The organism is Defluviimonas sp. SAOS-178_SWC (genome assembly GCF_039830135.1).
Taxonomy (GTDB): Bacteria; Pseudomonadota; Alphaproteobacteria; order Rhodobacterales; family Rhodobacteraceae; genus Albidovulum.
This window is the reverse complement of sequence record NZ_CP156081.1, coordinates 2,116,746-2,136,885: the sequence shown is the minus strand read 5'-3', so window position 1 is coordinate 2,136,885 and position 20,140 is coordinate 2,116,746. Positions and strand designations below refer to the sequence as shown.

The 20,140-nt window shown below is 67.0% G+C and carries 18 protein-coding genes; 6 read left to right on the top strand and 12 right to left on the bottom strand.

The features are described from left to right. Window positions 1-39 precede the first annotated feature (39 nt). Window positions 40-912 (bottom strand): NAD(P)-dependent oxidoreductase, encoded by an 873-nt coding sequence (locus V5734_RS11325; RefSeq protein WP_347309772.1) that lies wholly within the window; start codon window positions 910-912, stop codon window positions 40-42. A gap of 128 nt (window positions 913-1,040) precedes the next feature. On the opposite strand from V5734_RS11325, the gene V5734_RS11320 reads away from it, so the two are divergent. Continuing rightward, the gene (locus V5734_RS11320; RefSeq protein WP_347309771.1) at window positions 1,041-3,509 is read left to right on the top strand and encodes a penicillin acylase family protein; all 2,469 of its coding nucleotides are present in this window, start codon (window positions 1,041-1,043) and stop codon (window positions 3,507-3,509) included. Here V5734_RS11320 and hflX read toward each other — a convergent pair. From hflX to dusB, 9 genes are all read right to left on the bottom strand, one after another. Beyond that, on the bottom strand, window positions 3,506-4,789 hold the full coding sequence (hflX, locus tag V5734_RS11315; RefSeq protein WP_347313618.1) for a GTPase HflX: 1,284 nt from the start codon (window positions 4,787-4,789) through the stop codon (window positions 3,506-3,508). The genes V5734_RS11320 and hflX overlap by 4 nt on opposite strands. Continuing rightward, a complete protein-coding gene (gene hfq / locus V5734_RS11310) occupies window positions 4,786-5,019 on the bottom strand; it encodes an RNA chaperone Hfq (protein WP_105512925.1) in 234 nt (77 codons plus the stop codon). Before hfq ends, hflX begins: the two co-directional genes overlap by 4 nt. Window positions 5,020-5,163: 144 nt before the next feature. Further along, window positions 5,164-6,678 carry a TrkH family potassium uptake protein gene (locus V5734_RS11305; protein WP_347309770.1) on the bottom strand — a complete coding sequence of 505 codons (1,515 nt, stop codon included), beginning with the start codon at window positions 6,676-6,678 and terminating at the stop codon, window positions 5,164-5,166. 3 nt (window positions 6,679-6,681) lie between these two features. Next, the gene (trkA, locus tag V5734_RS11300) at window positions 6,682-8,058 is read right to left on the bottom strand and encodes a Trk system potassium transporter TrkA (RefSeq protein WP_347309769.1); all 1,377 of its coding nucleotides are present in this window, start codon (window positions 8,056-8,058) and stop codon (window positions 6,682-6,684) included. A gap of 100 nt (window positions 8,059-8,158) precedes the next feature. Beyond that, a complete protein-coding gene (locus V5734_RS11295) occupies window positions 8,159-9,574 on the bottom strand; it encodes a sigma-54-dependent transcriptional regulator (protein WP_347309768.1) in 1,416 nt (471 codons plus the stop codon). Continuing rightward, window positions 9,571-11,844, bottom strand: coding sequence for a sensor histidine kinase NtrY-like (locus V5734_RS11290; RefSeq protein ID WP_347309767.1), 2,274 nt, complete (start codon window positions 11,842-11,844; stop codon window positions 9,571-9,573). Before V5734_RS11290 ends, V5734_RS11295 begins: the two co-directional genes overlap by 4 nt. A gap of 99 nt (window positions 11,845-11,943) precedes the next feature. Continuing rightward, window positions 11,944-13,314: a response regulator gene (locus V5734_RS11285; protein ID WP_347309766.1), complete on the bottom strand. Its 1,371-nt coding sequence runs from the start codon at window positions 13,312-13,314 to the stop codon at window positions 11,944-11,946. After that, window positions 13,314-14,408 carry a two-component system sensor histidine kinase NtrB gene (locus V5734_RS11280; RefSeq protein WP_347309765.1) on the bottom strand — a complete coding sequence of 365 codons (1,095 nt, stop codon included), beginning with the start codon at window positions 14,406-14,408 and terminating at the stop codon, window positions 13,314-13,316. Before V5734_RS11280 ends, V5734_RS11285 begins: the two co-directional genes overlap by 1 nt. Then, the gene (gene dusB / locus V5734_RS11275; protein WP_347309764.1) at window positions 14,405-15,400 is read right to left on the bottom strand and encodes a tRNA dihydrouridine synthase DusB; all 996 of its coding nucleotides are present in this window, start codon (window positions 15,398-15,400) and stop codon (window positions 14,405-14,407) included. Before dusB ends, V5734_RS11280 begins: the two co-directional genes overlap by 4 nt. Window positions 15,401-15,592: 192 nt before the next feature. Here dusB and V5734_RS11270 point away from each other — a divergent pair, with 192 nt between their 5' ends. Genes V5734_RS11270 through V5734_RS11260 form a run of 3 tightly spaced genes read left to right on the top strand, consistent with a single transcriptional unit; the run spans window position 15,593 to window position 17,702 of the window. Beyond that, entirely contained in the window at window positions 15,593-16,732 is a 1,140-nt protein-coding gene (locus V5734_RS11270) for a bifunctional 2-C-methyl-D-erythritol 4-phosphate cytidylyltransferase/2-C-methyl-D-erythritol 2,4-cyclodiphosphate synthase (RefSeq protein ID WP_347309763.1), read from the top strand. Further along, window positions 16,729-17,232: a phosphatidylglycerophosphatase A family protein gene (locus V5734_RS11265; protein ID WP_347309762.1), complete on the top strand. Its 504-nt coding sequence runs from the start codon at window positions 16,729-16,731 to the stop codon at window positions 17,230-17,232. Before V5734_RS11270 ends, V5734_RS11265 begins: the two co-directional genes overlap by 4 nt. After that, window positions 17,229-17,702, top strand: coding sequence for a CinA family protein (locus V5734_RS11260; protein WP_347309761.1), 474 nt, complete (start codon window positions 17,229-17,231; stop codon window positions 17,700-17,702). Before V5734_RS11265 ends, V5734_RS11260 begins: the two co-directional genes overlap by 4 nt. Before the next feature lie 167 nt (window positions 17,703-17,869). On the opposite strand, the gene V5734_RS11255 is transcribed toward V5734_RS11260, so the two are convergent. Continuing rightward, on the bottom strand, window positions 17,870-18,325 hold the full coding sequence (locus V5734_RS11255) for a type II toxin-antitoxin system RatA family toxin (RefSeq protein WP_347309760.1): 456 nt from the start codon (window positions 18,323-18,325) through the stop codon (window positions 17,870-17,872). 67 nt (window positions 18,326-18,392) lie between these two features. Between V5734_RS11255 and hpt the strand changes: the two genes are divergently transcribed. Together hpt and V5734_RS11245 are read left to right on the top strand one after the other, a co-directional pair. Further along, window positions 18,393-18,941 carry a hypoxanthine phosphoribosyltransferase gene (hpt, locus tag V5734_RS11250; protein WP_347309759.1) on the top strand — a complete coding sequence of 183 codons (549 nt, stop codon included), beginning with the start codon at window positions 18,393-18,395 and terminating at the stop codon, window positions 18,939-18,941. Beyond that, window positions 18,938-19,129, top strand: a complete 192-nt coding sequence (locus V5734_RS11245; protein WP_347309758.1) for a hypothetical protein — start codon at window positions 18,938-18,940, stop codon at window positions 19,127-19,129. The genes hpt and V5734_RS11245 overlap by 4 nt, the downstream gene beginning before the upstream one ends. Here the strand turns inward: V5734_RS11245 and V5734_RS11240 are convergent, their stop codons facing one another. Next, window positions 19,130-20,020 (bottom strand): LysR family transcriptional regulator, encoded by an 891-nt coding sequence (locus V5734_RS11240; RefSeq protein ID WP_347309757.1) that lies wholly within the window; start codon window positions 20,018-20,020, stop codon window positions 19,130-19,132. It abuts the gene before it with no gap. Window positions 20,021-20,140: the final 120 nt, after the last annotated feature.

The window sequence follows — 20,140 nt, the reverse complement described above, 5'->3', positions numbered from 1 at the left end:
AGTATTTGCGCCAAGAAGAAGGGGCGGGCTTTACCGATCCTAGCCGGCGGCGCGGAGCCGCGCGATGAGGCTCGACGTGTCCCAGCGACCGCCGCCCATCCGCTGCACGTCCTTGTAGAACTGGTCGACGAGCGCGGTGACGGGAAGGCTCGCGCCGGTCTCGTTCGCGGTCGCGAGGCAGATCCCGAGATCCTTGCGCATCCAGTCGACGGCGAACCCGTAATCGAACTTGCCGTCCTTCATCGTCTTGTGGCGGTTGGCCATCTGCCAGGATCCGGCGGCGCCCTGGCTGATCACCTCGACCACCGCCTCGATGTCTAGCCCGGCCGTCTCGGCGAAGTGGAGCCCTTCGGAGAGGCCCTGGACAAGTCCGGCGATGCAGATCTGGTTGACCATCTTGGTCAGCTGTCCCGCGCCCGAAGGACCGAGAAGGCGGCAGACCCTCGCATAGGCGGCGATCACCGGCTCGGCCCTGGCATAGGCCGCCGCGTCGCCGCCGCACATGACCGACAAGACACCGTTCTCGGCCCCCGCCTGTCCGCCCGAGACCGGGGCATCGACGAAGCCGATGCCGGATTGCGCGGCAAGGCCCGACAATTCGCGGGTGACGGCGGCCGAAACCGTGGTGTGGTCGATGAAGAGCGCGCCCTCGGCCATGCCCGCGAAGGCACCGTCGGGGCCGGTGCAGACGGCGCGGAGGTCGTCGTCATTGCCGACGCAGGCCATCACGAACGCCGCCCCCGCCGCCGCCTCGCGCGGGGTCGGGGCCGAGCGGTGGCCATGCGTTTCGACCCAGGACGCGGCCTTCGCGGCGCTCCGGTTGTAGACCGTGACCTCGTGTCCCTTTGCCGCGAGGTGCCCGGCCATCGGAAAGCCCATCACGCCGAGGCCGAGAAATGCCACCCTTGCCATCCGTTCCTCCCAAGATCATTGCAGCCGGAGCCGTTCTGCCCTAGTTAACCGCCCTGCCCGTGCCGTCAACCGGTTCCGTGGTCCGGTGCCGGCAGCGGGCGCACCTGGCTCGAGCTTCGTCGGATCCCATGCTGACTGCGTTTCGCTGGCTTTTGCGCATCTTCTCGGCGCTCGTGCTTCTGGCCGGGGGAACGCTGGCGCTCGGATATTATTTCGCCGCCCGGTCGCTTCCCGATTACGGCGAGGATTTCCGCACCGAAGGGATCGGCGCGCCGGTCGAGATCGTGCGCGATACCGCCGATGTCCCGCATCTCTTCGGTACGAGCGACGCGGATGTCTTCTTCGCCCTCGGCTTCGCCCATGCCCAGGACCGGCTCTGGCAGATGACGATCCTGCGGCGGACCGTGCAGGGGCGGCTGTCGGAAGTGTTCGGCGAGAGCAGCGTCAAGACCGACGAACTGATGCGGCGGCTCGATCTGCACGGCCTCGCGGTGCGCTCGGTCGCCGCGCAGGACGCCGAGACGAAAGCCGCGCTGGAGGCCTATTCGCGCGGGGTGAATGCCTGGATCGGTATCGTCAATGCCGAAGCCAAGGGCCGCGGCGCGCCGGAGTTCTTCTTTTTCTCCAACGAGATATCCTATTGGCAGCCGGCGGATTCCATCGCGATCCTGAAGCTGATGGCGATGCGGTCGACCGCGCAGATCGACGCGGAGGTGCTGCGCGCGCGGCTGTCGCTTCTGTCCGAGGACTGGGCGCGCGACCTGATGCCGGACGTGACCGGCGCGGGCGTCGCCTCCCTGCCGCCTTATGCGAGCCTCGTGCCGGGGGTGAAGCGGTCCTATGCGGCGCTCGATGCCGGCCCGGACGATCCCCTGTCGCCGGTCGCCCGCCTGCCCTTCGCGGGTGCCTCGAACGCCTGGGCGGCGGCCCCGTCGCGCTCGGCCGCCGGCGGCTCGCTTCTGGCCAACGATCCCCATCTCGACTTTTCGGCGCCGTCGCTCTGGTATCTTGCGCGTCTGGAACTGCGATCCGGCGGGGTGATCGGCGCGACGATCCCCGGGATTCCCGCCGTACTGTCGGGGCGCAACGCGAATTTCGGCTGGGGCATCACCGCCGCCTGGCTCGACGATCAGGACATCCGGCTGGAGGAACTGAACCCCGCCGATCCCGAGCGCTACCGGACGCCGGACGGCTGGAAGCCCTTCGTCAGTCGCCGTTCGATCATCGAGGTGAAGGACGCGCCCCCGATCACCTTCACCCTGAGGTGGAGCGACAATGGCCCGGTCCTGCCGGGCACGCATTACAACCTCGACTCGATCACGCCGCAGGGCCATGTCGCGGCCCTGAGCTGGACCGCGCTCGACCCGGCGGACGCCTCGATGACCGCCGCGATCCGGCTCATGCAGGCGAAAAGCATCGACGACGGCATCGCGGCCGGCAAGGATTTCGTTGCGCCGGCGCAGAATGTCACGATGGCCGATCAAAGCGGTATCGCCATGGTGATGTTCGGGGCGATGCCCGGCCGCGACCCCGCGACGCGGGGCGAGGGCCGGATGCCCGCCCTCGGTTGGATGCCGGAGAACCGCTGGAAGGGCCGCCTGCCCTATTCCGCCAACCCGCGCTTCGTGAACCCAGAGGGCGGCATCGTCGGCAACACCAACAACAAGACCGTGGACCGCCCGTTCCCGCGCCATGTGAGCTTCACCTGGGGCGACACCCAGCGGGTGCAGCGCTGGACGCGCCTCATGCAGGAGCGCGAGGTCCACAGCCGCGAGAGCTTCATCGCCGCCCAGCTTGATACCGTATCGCCTGCGGCACGGACGATCCTGCCGTTGATCGCCGCCGATCTGTGGTTCACCGGCGAGGCGGCGCCGAACGGGACCCCGGAACGGCTCAGGCAACGCGCGCTCGAAGTGCTGGCCGAATGGGACGGCGACATGAACGAGCATCTGCCCGAACCGCTGATCTATGCGGCCTGGGTCCGGGCGCTTCAGAACCGGCTCATTCGCGACGAGATCGGCCCGCTCGCCGATGCTTTCACCCATGTCGAGCCGCTTTTCATCGAACGGGTCTACCGCAATATCGACGGGGCCGGCCGCTGGTGTGACATCATGCAGTCGGCGCCGGAAGAGACCTGCACCGAGATCGCGCGGATGGCGCTGGACGATGCGCTGGTCGAGCTCTCCGAACGCTACGGGTCCAATGTCGAGAGCTGGCGCTGGGGCGACGCGCATCAGGCGACGCAGGACCACCCGGTCCTCGGCCGGATGCCGGTCGTGAAATGGCTGGTGAACATCCGCCAGTCGACGAGCGGCGGCGACCACACGCTCGACCGGGGGCGGACGGCCGGCAGCGGGCCGGAACCCTATCTCAACGTCAACGGCGCCGGCTATCGCGGCGTTTACGATTTCGCCGATCCCGACAGTTCGGTCTTCATCATCTCGACAGGCCAGTCCGGCCACCCGCTGAGCCGGCACTATGATGACCTGAGCGCGCTGTGGCGGCGGGGCGAATATGTGCCGATGTCGCTCGACCCGGAGCTTGCGCGGGCAGCGGCGACCGGGATCACCCGGCTCGAACCGGCAGCGGCGAACTAGAGCGCTTCGAAGACCGCCTTCTGGCGGGCAGTCCAGCGGACGGTCAGGTGGTGGCCCTCCTCGCCCTCGCGCTCGGCCTGTATGACGCCCGCATCGTGGAGCCACGCGCGCTTGCGCCCGGCCGCGAAGGGCAGGACGAGGGTGTCCTCGTGCCGGTCCTCGTCCAGCGCGGCGGAGATCGCGTCGAAAAGCGCCGGCAACCCCTCGCCGGTAAGGGCCGATACCGCGTGCGTACCGGGGCTGCGGGCGTCCTGCACCTTCAGCGCCTCGCGCCGGGTCTCCGGCAGAAGGTCGATCTTGTTCCAGACCTCGAAGAGCGGAACGTCCTCTTTCACGCCGAGGCTTTCGAGGATCTCGGCGACGTCGGCCGCCTGCGCCTCGGTTTCGGCATGGGAGATGTCGCGGACATGCAGGATGAGGTCGGCCTCCAGCACCTCTTCCAGCGTCGCGCGAAAGGCGGCGACAAGCTGCGTGGGAAGGTCGGAGATGAAGCCCACCGTGTCGGACAGGATCACCTTCTTGCCGGACGGCAGCGTCACGCCGCGCATCGTCGGGTCGAGCGTGGCGAAAAGCATGTCCTTGGCCAGCACCTCCGCCCCGGTCATCCGGTTGAAGAGCGTCGATTTGCCGGCGTTCGTGTAGCCGACGAGCGCCACGATCGGGAACGGCACCTTGCGGCGGGCGGCGCGGTGAAGCTCGCGCGTCTTCACGACTTTCGAAAGCTGGCGTCGGATCTTCACCACCTCGTCGTCGATGGCGCGGCGGTCGGCCTCGATCTGGGTCTCGCCGGGACCGCCGACAAAGCCGAGGCCGCCACGCTGGCGCTCAAGGTGGGTCCAGGCGCGGACGAGGCGGGTGCGCTGGTAGGAAAGCGCCGCAAGCTCGACCTGAAGCACCCCTTCCCGCGTCCGAGCGCGGTCGGCAAAGATCTCAAGGATCAGCCCGGTCCGGTCGAGGAGCTTGACGCCCCATTCCTTTTCAAGGTTGCGCTGCTGCACCGGGCTGACCGGACCGTCGACCAAGACGAGGTCCACCCCGTCCTCCGCGAACCGGTGTTTCATCTCCTCGATCTTGCCGGAGCCGAAGAGCATGCCGGCCTGCACCTTGGGAAGGCGCACGATCTCTCCGCCGACGACGTCGAGGTCGGGAAGTGCGGAGGCGAGCGCCACGGCCTCGGCCAGGGCGTCTTCGGGCAGCCGCCGGGTTCGGCCGGTTTTCAGGTCGGGATGAAGGACGAACGCCCGGGTCGGGCGGTCCTTGACGGTATGCGCGTCGGTCAGTCTTCGCCCTCATAAAGAGAGATCGGCTGCCCCGGCATGATCGTCGAGATCGCGTGCTTGTAAACAAGCTGCGACTGGCCGTCGCGGCGCAGGAGCACACAGAAGTTGTCAAACCAGGTGATCACGCCCTGAAGTTTCACGCCGTTGATCAGGAAGATCGTCACCGGAACCTTGGCCTTGCGGACATGGTTGAGAAAGGCATCTTGCAAATTTTGCTTGTCGGCAGCCATGATTATCGTCGCCTTGTACTTTTCTTTGAGGTCTTTTCTACGAGCGGAATTCCGCCCCTCGGCGCTGCACCGGGGACTTGGGGGAAGTATGCTTAAGATTTCGGGACTTTCCACCCCCTATTTGCGGCCGGACCGGACCTAACGTCAGCCGCGCCAGAAGTCGGGGTTGAGAAGCGCGATGATAGCCAGCGTTTCCAGCCGCCCGAGCACCATCGCGGCCGCCGTGACAGCCCGCGCCGCGCCGTTCAGTTCGGACCAGGGCAAGGGGGCCTCGGCCGCGACGGCGGCAAGGGGGCCGGTCGTCGAGAGCGCCGAGACGGCGAAGGTGGTCGAGGCGACGAAATCGAGCCCGGTCAGCGCCAGCGCCAGCATCGTCACCGCGATCGAGAGCGCGAAGAGCATGAAGAAGATCCACGCCATCTGCGCGCCCTGCCGTCTCAGGCGTCGGGCCTGGGCGCCAGCGCCGCCGACGGAACTCGGATGCACCAGCCGCTCGATCTCCCGTTCCCCGTGGCGGTAGAGCGCGTAGACCCGCAGAAGCTTCACGCCCCCCGCCGTCGTCGCCACGCCACCGCCGATCACCGCGAGACCCGCAAGGATCAGGCCCGGCGTCGCGAGTCCCGACCAGTCGCGCGCCTCGGTCCAGTCGATGGATTCGAACCCGGTCGTGGTCAGGAACGAAAGCACCGTGAAAATCGTCCCCCAGAGCGCGCGTATCGCCGCCGCCGTGTCCTTGACCTCATCGACCTCGAGCGCGCCGACCCAGTGGCGCAGGAACAGGAGCGCCGGCACCAGCGTTACGATCAGGAGGGACATGCGCAGCTCGGGGTCGAGAAAGAGGCCGCTCGTGTTGCGAAGCGTGCGCCCGGACGGATAGAGCCGCCGCGAGAGGGCGAAGACGAGGAAGACGAGGATCACCAACTCACCCCAGGCGCCCGATCGGCTGCCGGAGAGCCCACCCACGGGCGAAATGCCGGAGGTCGACAGCGTCGACATCGCGTGGCATGCAGCGACAAGGGCCGTGTCGCCGGCAAGAATGAGACCGATCCAGAGCGCCAGCGTGAGGCCGGCATAGGCCGGAAACAGGGTCTTGGTGTGACGCCAGAGCCGTTCCGACGGGGCCACGCCCCGCGCCGCCTGCCCCGCCGCGATCACCCCCTGCCCGGCGGGAGCGCCGCTCAGAACCTCGAACCCGCCGAGATTCATCGGCGCGAGGATGGCAACGGCGGTCACAAGGACGAAGAACCCGCCCATCCAGCCGGTAAGCGCGCGCCAGAGATGGACCGAAGGCGGCAGGCGGCCCGGTTCGAAAAGGCTGGCGCCGGTCGTGGTCAGGGACGACACCATCTCCCACCACGCATTGTAAAGCGTGGTGTCGGGGACCGCCTCGGCAAAGGGCACGGCGAGCATGAGGGGCAGGACCGTGAAGGTCCCGAGAAGCGTCAGGAGATGACTGCGCGAGGGATTTCCCGACCGGTTCGCCGCCGTCGCGATCCCGAGAAGGGCGGACAGCATGAGAAAGAGCATCCCGGAATAGAAGAACGCACGGGCCACTGCATGATCGCTGACCGTCAGCGCGTGGACCGCCGGAAGCAGCATCGCCAGCGCCCCGATCCCCATGAGGATCACCATGAACGGAAGATCGAGAAGGCGGCGCATGGCTCAGAAGAAGTCGATCGAGACCTGGAGAAGCCGCTCGACCTCCGGCACGTCGCCCGACATGCAGAAGAGCGCGATCACGTCGCCCTCGTCCACCCGCGTGTCGCCGGTCGGTTTCACCACCTTTTCGCCTTTCATCAGCGCACCCATCAGCACGCCCTCGGGGAACTCGATGTCACGGATCGGGCGGCCTGCAATGGGCGAGGTTGAGAGCACCTGCGCCTCGATCACCTCGGCCTCGGCATCGCCGATGGAGTAGATCGCGCGCACCCGTCCGTGGCGGATATGGCGCAGGATCGACGAGACCGTCGTGGCGCGCGGATTGATATAGGCGTCGATGTCGAGCGCGCCCATCAAGGGCACCAGAGTCGGATCGTTGATCAGCGCGATGGCCATCGGGCAGCCGGCCTGCTTGGCGCGGACGGCGGCGAGGATGTTGGTCTTGTCGTCGTCGGTCACGGCAAGGACGGCGTCGGCCCGGTCGATATTGGCTTCGGCCAGAAGCTCCATGCTCATCCCGTCGCCGTTCAGAACGATGGTCCGTTCCAGCGCATCCGCCGCGCGTTCGGCCTGCGCCCGGTTCTTCTCGATCATCTTGGCGCGGATGCGGTCGGTGCGCTTTTCGAGCGCCCGCGCCACGGCAAGGCCGACATTGCCGCCGCCGATGATGACGATCCGCTCCTGCTTCTTCGTCGCCTTGCCGAAGATGTCGAGTGTGCGGTTCACGTCCTCGACATGGGAAAAGACGTAGATCTGGTCGCCCGCGAAAAGCTGGTCGCCCGGCTCGGGCGCAAACAGGCGCCCCTCGCGCCGGACCCCGACGACGATGGCGCGCAGCGTCGAAAAGAGGTCGGTCAACTGGCGCAGCGGCGTGTTGAGGACCGGGCAGTCCTCGTCGAGGGCGACGCCCAGAAGCTGCGTCCGTCCGCCCATGAAGCTTTCCGTGTCGAAGGTCGAGGGCGCGGCAAGGCGCTGGAGCGCGGCCTCGGCCACCTCTCGTTCGGGGCTGATCACCACGTCAATCGGAAGATGGTCGCGCCGGTAGAGGTCGGAATAGATCGCGTCCATGTAGGACTGCGCACGGAGGCGCGCGATCTTGCGGGTGATGCCGAAGACCGAATGTGCGACCTGGCAGGTCACCATGTTGACCTCGTCCGAATAGGTCGCGGCGATGATCATGTCGGCATCGCGGGCGCCGGCGCGTTCAAGGACATCGGGGTAGGATGCGAAACCCGCCACCCCCTGCACGTCGAGCGTCTCGGTCGCACGGCGCACCAGATCCGCGTTGTTGTCGACGATGGTCACATCGTTCTTCTCGCCCGAGAGATGGCGCGCGATCTGCCAGCCGACCTGGCCCGCGCCACAGATGATGACCTTCATGTCCGCTCTCCCGCCTGAGGCTGCCGCTCTTGATAGGCGGAGGCCCCGGCGGGGTCAACGCCGCAGGGGCCGGCCCGGGCGGCGACGAAAACGCCGCGCCTCAGACCTCTTCCTGTTCGTCCTCGTCTTCCAGATGGGCGACGCGGGCGCCGGATTTTGACGTCGTCACGACGCCGAGCGATTTCAGCTTGCGGTGGAGCGCCGAGCGCTCCATGCCGACGAAGGTCGCGGTGCGGCTGATATTGCCGCCGAAGCGGTTGATCTGGGTCAGCAGGTATTCGCGCTCGAAAAGCTCGCGCGCCTCGCGGAGCGGCAGGGTGGCAAGCCCGCCGGAAAGCACGATCCGGCCCTCCTCGGCCGGCCCCTCGCTCTGCCCCGGCAGTTCGCGGGCCTCGATCGGGCCGCCGTGATCACCGAGGATGAGCACGCGTTCGATGACGTTCCTGAGCTGACGGATATTGCCGGGCCAGGCCATCGTCTGCATCAGTGCCTCGGCCTCCTCGCTGATCGGCCGGAGCGGCAAGCCCTGGCTCTTGTTGAACCCTTCGATGAAATGGCGCGAGAGTTCGGGAATGTCCTCTCGCCGCTCTTCGAGCGAGGGCACCGCGACCGGGACCACGTTCAACCGATCATAGAGTTCCTGCCGGAAGCGGCCCGCGGCGATTTCGGCCGGCAGGTCGCGGGTGGTCGAGGAGACGACGCGGAGATCCACCCGCACCTTGTCGGATCCGCCGACGCGGTTGAACTGCTGTTCGGTCAGCACCCGGAGGATCTTCGATTGGGTGCCGAGCGGCATGTCGGCGACCTCGTCGAAATAGACGACCCCGCCATGCGCCTGTTCCAGGAGCCCCTTCTCGACCCCACGTTCGGTGGTTTCGCGGCCGAAAAGAACCTCCTCCATCCGCTCCGGCTCGATCGAGGCCGAGGAGACGGTGACGAAGGGGCCGCTCGCCCGGTTCGAATTGATGTGGATGTAGCGCGCGGCGACTTCCTTGCCGGAGCCCGGCTGACCGGTCAGCATCACCCGCCCGTTCGACTTCGTGACCTTGTCGAGCTGGCCTTTCAGCGTGCGGAAGGCCGGCGAGGCGCCGATCATCTCCGACGAGGACACGTCGCGGCGGCGGAGCGAGGCATTCTCGCGCCGGAGCCGCGAGGTCTCCATCGCGCGGGAGATCACGACGGTGAGCTGGTCGATGTTGAAGGGCTTCTCGATGAAGTCGTAGGCGCCCTGCTTGATCGCCGCGACCGCGATCTCGATATTGCCGTGGCCCGAGATGATGATGATCGGAACGTCCGGGTTGTCGCGCTTCACAGTCTTCAGGATGTCGATCCCGTCCATCCGGCTGTCCTTCAGCCAGATGTCGAGGATCATCAGCGCCGGCGCTTCGGCGTTGATCTCGGCCATGCATTCGTCGGAATTGGCCGCGAGCCGGGTCGTGAAGCCCTCATCCTTCAGGATGTCCGAAATCAGTTCCCGGATATCGCGTTCGTCATCGACAATCAGAATATCGCTCATGTCCCACCTCCGGCCGGCTCGGCGGCCCTTTCCTTCTGTCCACGACCGGTCCGCGCCCGGGGTAGGCGAATCTCGGCCATCGCGCCGCGATGGGCGCATCCTTCAAAAATCTCGGCATCGCTGAGCGTCAGCGTGCCCCCGTGTTCCTCGATGATCTTCTTGACGATGGAGAGGCCGAGTCCGGTCCCCTTTTCGCGCGTGGTCACGTAAGGTTCGAAGAGCCGCGCCCGGTCTTCCGGCAGGCCGATCCCGTTATCGGCGATGCGGATCGTGATGAGGTCGTCGTCGGCCGTCATCGACACCCGGACCTCGGGCGCATAGCCGTTTGGCGCGCCTTTTTCCGAAAGCGTTTCAGTGGCTTCCCCGGCGTTCTTGATCAGGTTCGTGATGGCCTGGGAAATCATCGTCGCGTCGAATTCCGCGATCACCGGCCCCTCGGGAAGGTCCGCGACCAGGCGCGCGCCCTGCAACGATCCCTCTTGCAACGTCACCGCGTCGCGCATGAGCTTCGTCAGATCGTGGTCGCGGCGGTCCGGCTCCGGCATCCGGGCGAACTTGGAGAACTCATCGACGATGCGCCTCAGATCGCCGGTCTGGCGGACGATCACGTCGGTCATCTGTTCGAGCGATTCCGACTCGTCGCCGACCAGCCGGACGAACTTGCGCTTGATCCGCTCGGCCGAAAGCTGGATCGGCGTCAGCGGGTTCTTGATCTCGTGCGCAATCCGGCGCGCAACGTCGCCCCAGGCCGCCATCCTCTGGGCGGAGACGAGGTCGGTCACGTCGTCGAACGCGACCACGTAGCCTTCGAGCCGCCCGTCAGCATTGCGGCGGATTGCCATCCGGACGAGGAGGTTTTCGAGCCGCCCAGCCCGGCTCAGCTTGATCTCCTCCTGCGCCGCCTCGCCGATCCCCTCGCGGAGCCGGTCGAACAGCCCGGCGAATTCCGGCACCGCCTCGGCCAGCGGGCGGCTGTGGTCGGTGGCCTCCTCGAGTTGCAGAAGCCGCGTGGCGGCGCGGTTGACGAAATCGATGCGCCCCTCGGCATCGAGCCCGATCACCCCCGCCGTGACCGAGGAGAGTACCGAATCGAACAGCCTGCGGCGCCGTTCGGTGGTGCGGTTCGTCTCGATCAGCGCCTGGCGCTGGCTGTTGAGTTGCCGGGTCATCTGGTTGAAGACGCGGCCGAGCATAGCGATCTCGTCGTCGCCCTCTTCCTCGATCACCTGCACTTCCAGATCGCCCGCGCCGACGCGCTGCGCCGCCCCGGCGAGCCGGCCGACGGGCCGCGACAGCCGTTCGGCGAACCACAGTCCCATCCAGATCGCCGCGAGAACGAGGATGAGCGCGAAGCCTATATAGACCAGCCCGAATTCGAACAGGACCTTGCCGCGCGACGCTTCGAGTTGCTGGTAGAGGCCCACCGTGGCGCGCGTCTCGTCGAGAAGGCTGAGGATGTGGCCGTCGACATTGCGGCTCACATAAAGCAGACGGTCTGCGAAGGCGGGAAGCGGCACGAGCGCGCGGAACTCGTTGTTGGCCCAATCCTCGATCAGCACCGTCTCGCCGGCCTTGGCGCGCGCGATTTCCGCATCCGCGGGCCGTTCGTAGTCGAAAAGGTAGCTGCGTTCGCCGCGCGCCCGAATCTCGCCGCCGCCGTCGATCACATAGGCTTCGCGCAGGCCGCGCTGGATCTGGCTCTGGCCCTGCGTCAGGGTCTGCCGAAGGTCGCCATCCGACACGAGGAACGTATTCTGGCGGGTGCTGTTGATGAAGATCGCCAGCGCCTCAGCATCCGCGACCAGATCGCGGCGATGCTCATCCTGATAGGCTTCGGCCGCGGCAAGGGAGGTGCCGACGACCCCCCGCACCCGGTCCGAGAACCAGCCCTCAAGGCCGATATTCACGGTAAGCCCGGCAAAGATCGCGACCAGAACCGTCGGCACCAGCGCGATGCCGGCGAAGACACCCGTCAGCCGCAGGTGTAACCGCGATCCTGCCGATTTCGCCCGCCGGGCCGCGATCATCCGCGCCAGTCGCGACAGAACCATGCCGCCCAGCATCAGAAAATAGACGAGGTCGGCCAGAAGGACGAGCCGGAGGGAGGTCGAGTTCGCCCCCTGCCCGAACGGCCCAAGCGCCACGAAGGTGGCAAGCGCCAGGATCGGGCCGAGGACGACGAGGCCGAGCGTCACGGCATTCTGGAACCGGCGTTGTCGCCGGAGCCGGGTCAACCGGTCCCATGATGCGCTGCGCGCCAGGCCCTGCAAGAGCTCGCCCCTGAATATTGCGCCGCTGACGCGGCGACCGCCGATATCTCGTGATCCTTTCACCGGCTGACGCCGATGGGCCACGTTTGTGTTGCGGTTTTACATCAACTTGCGCCGCCGTGTCACGCGGATATCCAGATCGGTGATCTTCTTGCGCAAAGTATTGCGGTTGATGCCGAGAAGATCGGCGCATTTCGCCTGGTTTCCGGCCGTTGCCTCCAGCGCGATCTCGATCAGCGGCGCCTCCATTTCCCGCAGGATTCGCCCGTAAAGCCCCGGCGGCGGCAGGCTGTCGTTGTGCAGATCGAAGTAACGGCGGAGATGGCGCTCGATGGAGGCGGAAAGCCGCTCGCCCTCTTCGGCGGTGCCGACGCTGAGGCTTTCGGCGGGCGCCGCGCCAAGTGCTGCCTCGACCTCGGTCTTGGAGATCTCGGGTTCGAGCGCGGTCACGATCAGGCGACGGAGCGTGTTCTCAAGCTGCCGCACGTTCCCCGGCCAGCGATAGGCGCGGATCAGTTTCGTCGCCTCGGCCGACAGCCGCCGCGCCGGGGCGCCGTCGCGTTCGGCGCGGGCGAGGAAATGCTCGGCCAGAAGCGGAATATCCTCCACCCGTTCGCGCAAGGCGGGCACGTTCAGCGTGACCCCGCCGAGCCGGTAGAAGAGGTCGTTGCGGAAGGCGCCGGACTCGAGCCGGGCCGACAAGTCCTGCTGGCTGGTCGCGATGATCCGGGGCGCGTTGCCCGGCAGCGCGTCGAGCATACGAACGATCCGGCCCTGCGCCTCGAGGTCGAAGTCGCCGATCTCGTCAAAGACGATGGTGCCGCCGCGCGCCCGCGCCAGAAGCGCCGAAGGGCCGTCGATCCCTTGAAGATCGGCCGCGAGCGCGGTGACGAAGGGCATGGTCCGGCGGTCCGAAAAGTCGTGGATCGCGCGGGCGACGAGTGACTTGCCGGTCCCCGATTCGCCGGTGATCAGCACTGGCAGGTCCGCATTCATCACGCGCGCGACAAGCCGGTAAAGCGCCTGCATCGCCGGGGTCCGGCCGACGAGCGGCAGGTCGTCCCCGCCCCCTCTCGGTGCCGGTTCCACGGCAGGCGTCGCATGGCGCTTCTGACTGAGCGCGCGCGAGGCCCGTTTCATCAGGTCGGGCAGGTCGAAGGGCTTCGGCAGGTAGTCGTAGGCGTCGGCCTCGGCCGCCTGGATCGCCGTCATGATCGTGTTCTGCGCCGAGATCACGATGACCGGCAGGCCGGGGCGTTCCGCGGCGATCTTCGGCAGCGCCTCGATCCCGTTACCGTCGGGCATGACCACGTCCGAGATGACGAGATCGCCCTTCCCCTCTTCGACCCAGCGCATCAGTGTGACCAGCGACGAGGTCGCGTGGACCTTGCAGCCGGCGCGGGTCAGGGCCTGGGTCAGGACCGTGCGAATGGTGCGGTCGTCGTCGGCGACGAGAACGGTGCCGTCCATCAGACTGTCTCCTCGGATTTCGGGGCCCCTTCCTTCGGGGCGACGGGAAGCGAAAGGCGGAACACGGTGCGGCCGGGAACGGAATCGGCGCTGATCCAGCCGCCGTGGTCGGCGATGATCTTCGATACAAGCGCGAGGCCGAGCCCGGTGCCGTTCTCGCGTCCCGAGACGAAGGGATCGAAGATCGAGTCGGCCAACTCGGCCGGAATGCCGGGACCGTCGTCGATGATCTCGATCTGGAGCGGCAGCGACGAACCGCTGCCATCGACCCGGCGGAGCCGCAGGGAATGATCGTAGAACGTGTGGAGCCGAATCGTACCGGCCGTGCCCCCGGACGCCTCGGCCGCGTTCTTCAGAAGGTTCAGGATGACCTGCAAAAGCTGGTCGGGATCGCCGAGCGTCGCCGGCAGCGAGGGGTCGTAATCCTCAAGGATGGTCATGTGCGAGGCGAATCCCAATAGCGCCGAGCGCCGGGCGCGGTCGAGCACATCGTGGATGTTGACGGCGCGCGCCTCTGGCGGCCGGAGATTGCCGAACTGCTCGACCTGTTCGAGAAGCTTCACGATCCGCCGCGTCTCGGCGACGATGAGGTCGGCCAGTTCCAGATCCTCGGCGCCAAGATTCATCGACAGAAGCTGCGCCGCCCCGGTGATCCCGGCCAGCGGGTTCTTGATCTCGTGCGCCAGCATCTCGGCCATGCCGATCGCCGAACGGGCGGCGTGCTTCATCCCCTGGCCGCGCCCCATCCGCTCGGCGAATTCGCGCGGCGAGATGAGGAGAAGGACATTGTCGTCCGTATCCGCCACCGGCGCGGCCTGAAGGTTGCAGATGACCGGCGCGCGTTCGCCGGTGCCGACGTCGACATCGTTGATGAACAGCGACGACTGGTTGGTACGGACCCGCGCGAACACCTCTTCGAGCGGTGCGTCGATGGCGAGCCGGTCGAAAAGCGGCTGACCCTTCAACGCCTTGGTGGAAACGTTGAGGAACTGCTCGGCCGCCGGGTTGAGTTCGACCGCGTGGTCGGCGCCGTCGATCAGGATCGCGGGAACCGGCAGCGAGGCCCAGAGCGTCGGCGCGGAAGGTAGCGTCATGCGGCGCGCCTCATCGTGGTGTCGGAAAAGGCTTGGCCGATCAGCGCCAGCACGTCCCCGGGATCGGTCTTCGTCATCATGGCGGGGCGCAAGGCCGGATCGGCGCCGGCCTCATCCGCGTACCAGCCAAGGTGCTTGCGAGCGATCCGAACGCCGACCTCTGTCCCGTAAAAGTTCAACATCGCCTCGTAATGCTCTGCAATCATGTCAGAAAGTTCAGAACCTGTTGGAACCTTAGGCGCCGGTGTGCCGAAGAGCGCGGCGGCGATTTCCGCCAGACGCCAGGGTGCGCCCTGCGCGCCGCGTCCGACCATCACGCCTGTTGCCCCGGATAGCTCTCGCGCGGCGGCGGCGCTTTTCGCGTCGACAATGTCACCGTTGGCGATCACCGGGATCGTGACCGCGTCCGTCACCGCGCGGATCGCGGCCCAGTCGGCGCAGCCCTTGTAGAACTGCTGCCGGGTGCGGCCGTGCACCGTGATCATCCGGATGCCCGCCGCTTCCGCCCGCAGGGCGAGTTCAGCTGCGTTGAGGCAGTCGCTGTCCCAACCCAGCCTGCATTTCAGCGTCACGGGCAGGTCCACCGCGCCAACGACCGCGTCGATCAGTGACAGCGCGTGGTCGAGATCGCGCATCAGCGCCGAGCCGGACGCGCCGCCGGTGACCTTCTTGGCCGGGCAGCCCATGTTGATGTCGATGATCGAGGCCCCCATGCCGGCGACGACGCGCGCCGCCTCGGCCATCGCGCCGGCCTCGCGCCCGGCAAGCTGGACCGACGTCCTGGCCCCGTCCGCAAGGCCGAGATCGGTGCGCGCCTTCGCCCGGACCGAGGGCTTTTCCGTCAGAAGTTCCCCCGACGCCACCATCTCGGACACGACAAGCCCGGCCCCGAACCGCGCGACGAGGCGGCGGAACGGCAGATCGGTGATCCCCGCGAGCGGCGCGAGGAAGACCGGGGGGGCGATTTCTATGTCACCGAGGTGGAGGGGCAAGTGCCTAATCCTTGTGCAACTGCCATCCAGATAGACTCGCCTTGGGAAAACCGCAATGAATTCGCCCGCTCTTTCGTGGGGCAGACATGGTTTGCACAAAATTTGCGCAAACCTCGCAGCGCGGCGCCGTGACGGACGGCATTGCCCGCGCGGCATCGCCGGACTAGACCGGTGCGGGAAGCGGAGGATATCGTGGCAGAACCCGTAGATACAGCGGTTATCATCGTCGCGGCCGGGCGCGGAACCCGGGCCGGCAGCGAGGAACCGAAGCAGTGGCGCCGGATCGGCGGCCGGTCGGTCCTGGCGCGGACGGTGGCGGCCTTTTCCGGGTTCCGGCGGATCGTCGTCGTGCTGCATCACGATGACATGGCGCGCGGGGTGGAGGAGTTCGGCGGTACGGTCACGCTGATTGCCGGTGGCACGAACCGCGCCCAGTCTGTGAGGAACGCGCTGGAATCGCTTGTTTCATCGGGAATTTCCCGCGTCCTCATCCATGATGGCGCGCGCCCCTTCGCCTCGCCTGCCCTCATCGGAAGGGTCGTTGCCGCCCTCGACCGCGCGCCGGCTGCGGCGCCGGCCCTTGCCGTGACGGATGCGCTCTGGACCGGCACGGACGGCAGAGTTACCGGCACTGCGCCCCGCGAGAGGCTGTTCCGCGCGCAGACGCCGCAGGGCTTCCGCTTTCCCGCGATCCTCGACGCACACCGCGCCCATTCCGGCGCGGCCGCCGACGATGTGGAGGTGGCGCTTGCCGCCGGGCTTGACGTTGCCATCGTCGACGGCGAGGAGGAGAATATGAAGATCACCTGGCCCGGCGACTTCGCGCGGGCCGAAAGACATCTGAAGGACAGGATGGATATCCGCACCGGAAACGGGTTCGACGTTCACGCCTTCACCGAGGGCGACCATGTGACGCTCTGCGGCGTGAAGGTGCCGCATGGGCGTGGGCTTCTCGGCCATTCCGATGCCGATGTCGGCATGCATGCCCTGACCGACGCGATCTACGGTGCGCTGGCCGAGGGCGATATCGGCCGGCACTTCCCGCCCTCCGATCCGCAATGGAAGGGGGCGGCGAGCCATATCTTCCTGTCCCATGCCGCCGAACTTGCGCGGGAAAAGGGTTACGCGATCTCGAACGCCGACGTGACCCTGATCTGCGAACACCCGAAGATCGGGCCGCATGCCGTTGACATGGCGGCAGAACTCGCGCGGATTGCAAGCATCGCCGCGGACCGGATCAGCGTCAAGGCCACCACCTCCGAACGGCTCGGATTCACGGGGCGCGAGGAGGGGATTGCGGCGCTTGCCACGGTGACATTGGTGAAATCATGACCCTCCCCCGCCTCATCGCCACGGTGTTCGGCACCGGCTACCTCAGGCCCGCACCCGGAACCTGGGGATCGGCGGTCGCCATCGTGGCGGGGGTGGCCATCGACCACGTTCTGGGCTTTCCGGCGCTCTTGGTGGCAACCCTCGCCGTCATACCGCTCGGCTATTGGGCGACGGCGCGGATGGTGGCGGACAGCCCCGACAAGGATCCCTCTGAAATCGTCATCGACGAGGTGGCGGGCCAGTGGATCGCCCTTCTTTTCCCCGCCGCCGCCTTCTGGATGCGCGGGATGGAGCAATGGTGGCTTGCTGCCTATCCCGGCTGGGTGGCGGCCTTCCTCTTCTTCCGGCTCTTCGACATCTGGAAGCCCGGACCGGTCGGCCGCGCCGACCGGCGGGGCGATGCGTCGGGCACGATGGAAGACGATCTCTGGGCCGGGCTTTTCGCCGGCGTGGCCACGCTGATCGCGGCCGGGATCGCGCACGGGATCATGGCGACATGACCCGCGCCGAGGCGCTTCTGGCTGCGGCGCGCGCCAAGGGCGCGATGATTGCCACTGCCGAAAGCTGCACGGGCGGGATGATCGGCGCCGCGATCACCGATGTCGCGGGATCGTCGGATATCTTCGACCGCGGCTTCATCACCTATTCCAACGCGGCCAAGACGGCGATGCTCGGCGTCCGCGCGTCAACGCTTTCCGCCCACGGCGCGGTGAGCGAGGAGGTCGCGCGCGAGATGGCCGAGGGCGCGCTTGAGCGGTCGGGCGCGACGCTCGCCGTCGCTGTCACCGGTATCGCCGGACCCGGCCGGTCGGAGCACAAGCCTGAAGGCCGCGTCTGCTTCGGCCTTGCCCGGAGGGGCCACCCGACATGGGTGGAGACGGTGGAGTTCGGCCCGCGCGGGCGGGCCGGCGTGCGGGAAGCGACGGTCCTTCACGCCCTGGACCTTCTTCTGCAAGCGCTCGACGGCTGATTCATGACGCGCCCTGAAAATGGTCGTCTCGACGGTCGGACCGATCAGGTTGCACCCCGTTTCGAAAACGCCTGAAAATCCGGCGACGCGAAACCGCTCGGGGCTTTCCCCGGCGCGCGGATCCGGGATCATCGGAAACGGGACTTCCGACCCCTTTATCCGGTCGGTCACACCTGTCCGTAAAGTTCCGCCGCCCGGCCCTCGAACGCGCGCACCACCCGGCGCATCGCCTCGTCGAAGACCACGCCGATCAGCTTTTGCAGGATCGCGCTCTTGAACTCGAAATCGACGAAGAAGGCGACATCGCAGCCACCCCCTGCCCGGTCCTCGAACGCCCAGTTGGAGCGCATGAACCTGAACGGTCCGTCAAGATATTCGGTGTCGATCTTCATCGCCTCGGGCCAGAGCGTCACCCGGCTGCCGAAGCGTTCGCGGAAGACCTTGAACGAGATCACCAGGTCCGCCTCCATCACCACCGCCCCGTCGGCGCGGGGCGTACGCGAGCGGATGCGGGCGGCGGCGGTCCAGGGCAGGAAATCGGGGTAGCGCGCGACATCGGCGACCAGATCGTACATCTGGCGGGCAGTGTAGGGCATCGTGCGCGTCTCGGAATGTGTCGGCATCCGCTCGTCCGTTGGTGACACTGGCGCCCCATGTCGCTAAATGGAGGCGCAAAATCAAGGGGCCGCCATGCCGCACCGACCCTATGTTATCGACGAGATGATCTCCGCCAAGGCAATCGCGGCCCGGGTCGAGGCGTTGGCAAAGGACATCACCAGGGCCTTCAAGGGCACCGACAAGCTCGTCGTCGTCGGCCTTCTGCGCGGCTCCTTCGTCTTCATCGCCGACCTCGTGCGCGAGATCGACCTGCCGGTGGAGGTCGATTTCCTCGAAGCGTCGTCCTACGGCAACGCGATGGAATCGAGCCGCGAGGTGCGGATCCTGAAGGACCTTCGGGGCGAGATCGCGGGCCGCGACGTACTGGTTGTCGAGGACATCGTCGATACCGGTTTCACGCTCCACCATGTCGTCAATCTTCTTCGGTCACGCGATCCGAAGCGGCTGGAAGTCTGCGCGCTTCTCGACAAGCCGTCGCGGCGGGAGGTGCCGATCAAGGCGACCTGGACCGGGTTCGAGATTCCGGACGAGTTCGTCGTCGGTTACGGTATCGACTTCGCGCAGCGCAACCGCAACCTGCCCTATATCGGCAAGGTCAGGTTCCCCGATACCGAGGCATGAATCTGCGCCACCTGCTGCGGATGTCCCGGTGGGCGCGCAACCCACCACCTGTCCGCCGCGTCGTTCTGGTCCTTGCGGTCGTCGCGGCCTGTCTGGGGCTGGCGGGCCTGGAATGGGCCGGCGTTCTGCCACACGGGCTTGGCCTCGATCCACGTCCGAAGCCGCCCAAAGCACAGGTTCTGCCCTGATCACGCCGGCGCGGCGGCGCCTTCGGCGCCCGCCGTTCCGCGCAACCGCGCCCCGATGGTGGCGAGAGCCCGCGTCAATGCGCGACGGGTTTCCGCAATACGGGGCACATCGGCAAGGTCGGAATGGCTCGCGACCCAGATGGCGACCGCGATATCCGGCATCCGTCCCGCGACCCTTTCGAGCCGCGCGTCCTCGGTGCCGAGAAAATCCGGCAGGATCGTCATCCCCTGCCCCTCCGCCGCGAGTTCGCGCAGGACCAGGAAACTGTCTGCGGCGGCGGCAATCTGCGATGCGTCCACCTCCGCCGCGATCCACTGTCCGACGCGCGATCGCGCCAAGGGACCGGAGATGCCGAGCCACGCGTCGCCCTGAATTCCCCTTGCCCGGAAAAGGCCGAAGCCGAGCATCGCCGAGGTTTCGCCCACGAGATCGTCCGGCAGTTTCACCGCCGGTCTCACGGTAATGTCGGCATGGGTCCGGGCTAGGTCGAGATGGCTGTTGGAGCACAAAAGCTCGATCCTGAGGTTGGGCGACACATGCCGCAACCGCGCGACGATCGGCGGCAGGACGTATTGGCAGAACGAGTCGGTCGAGGTGACGCGCACCTCGCCCGCCAAGGGCGCCCGGCTGCCCTGAAGCATCCGGCCCACCGCCTGGACGGCGCGATCGACCTCGCGCGTCGCGTCGATGATGCGCTTGCGCGCGCCGGGGACGACATAGCCGCGCGCGGTCTTGTCGAAGATCTCGAACCCTGCCGCGTGTTCGTATGCGGCCACACGCCGAAGCACGGTCGCGTGATTCACGCCGAGCCGTCTCGCGGCGGCGCTGACCGAGCCTTCTTCGGCCACGGCAAGGATGAACCTCAGGTCGTCCCAGTTCTCGCGTGTCATCGCGCGCTCCTCCGCGGTCACGATTCCGTCATTTCCGGCCGGTCTTTCGCGGGGATTCACCCTTGAACCGCCGAAAATCCGCGGCCTGGCGGCACCTGTGCGTTTATTCACTAATACTCT

Coding starts and splice junctions, on each gene's coding strand:
- V5734_RS11295 (WP_347309768.1), bottom strand. CDS start 9,574: ATGAGCGATATTCTGATTGTCGATGACGAACGCGATATCCGGGAACTG.
- V5734_RS11305 (WP_347309770.1), bottom strand. CDS start 6,678: ATGCGCCGCCTTCTCGATCTTCCGTTCATGGTGATCCTCATGGGGATC.
- hpt (WP_347309759.1), top strand. CDS start 18,393: ATGCCGCACCGACCCTATGTTATCGACGAGATGATCTCCGCCAAGGCA.
- V5734_RS11245 (WP_347309758.1), top strand. CDS start 18,938: ATGAATCTGCGCCACCTGCTGCGGATGTCCCGGTGGGCGCGCAACCCA.
- V5734_RS11325 (WP_347309772.1), bottom strand. CDS start 912: ATGGCAAGGGTGGCATTTCTCGGCCTCGGCGTGATGGGCTTTCCGATG.
- V5734_RS11280 (WP_347309765.1), bottom strand. CDS start 14,408: ATGACGCTACCTTCCGCGCCGACGCTCTGGGCCTCGCTGCCGGTTCCC.
- V5734_RS11285 (WP_347309766.1), bottom strand. CDS start 13,314: ATGGACGGCACCGTTCTCGTCGCCGACGACGACCGCACCATTCGCACG.
- hfq (WP_105512925.1), bottom strand. CDS start 5,019: ATGGCTGCCGACAAGCAAAATTTGCAAGATGCCTTTCTCAACCATGTC.
- V5734_RS11260 (WP_347309761.1), top strand. CDS start 17,229: ATGACCCGCGCCGAGGCGCTTCTGGCTGCGGCGCGCGCCAAGGGCGCG.
- trkA (WP_347309769.1), bottom strand. CDS start 8,058: ATGAAGGTCATCATCTGTGGCGCGGGCCAGGTCGGCTGGCAGATCGCG.
- V5734_RS11320 (WP_347309771.1), top strand. CDS start 1,041: ATGCTGACTGCGTTTCGCTGGCTTTTGCGCATCTTCTCGGCGCTCGTG.
- V5734_RS11255 (WP_347309760.1), bottom strand. CDS start 18,325: ATGCCGACACATTCCGAGACGCGCACGATGCCCTACACTGCCCGCCAG.
- V5734_RS11265 (WP_347309762.1), top strand. CDS start 16,729: ATGACCCTCCCCCGCCTCATCGCCACGGTGTTCGGCACCGGCTACCTC.
- V5734_RS11240 (WP_347309757.1), bottom strand. CDS start 20,020: ATGACACGCGAGAACTGGGACGACCTGAGGTTCATCCTTGCCGTGGCC.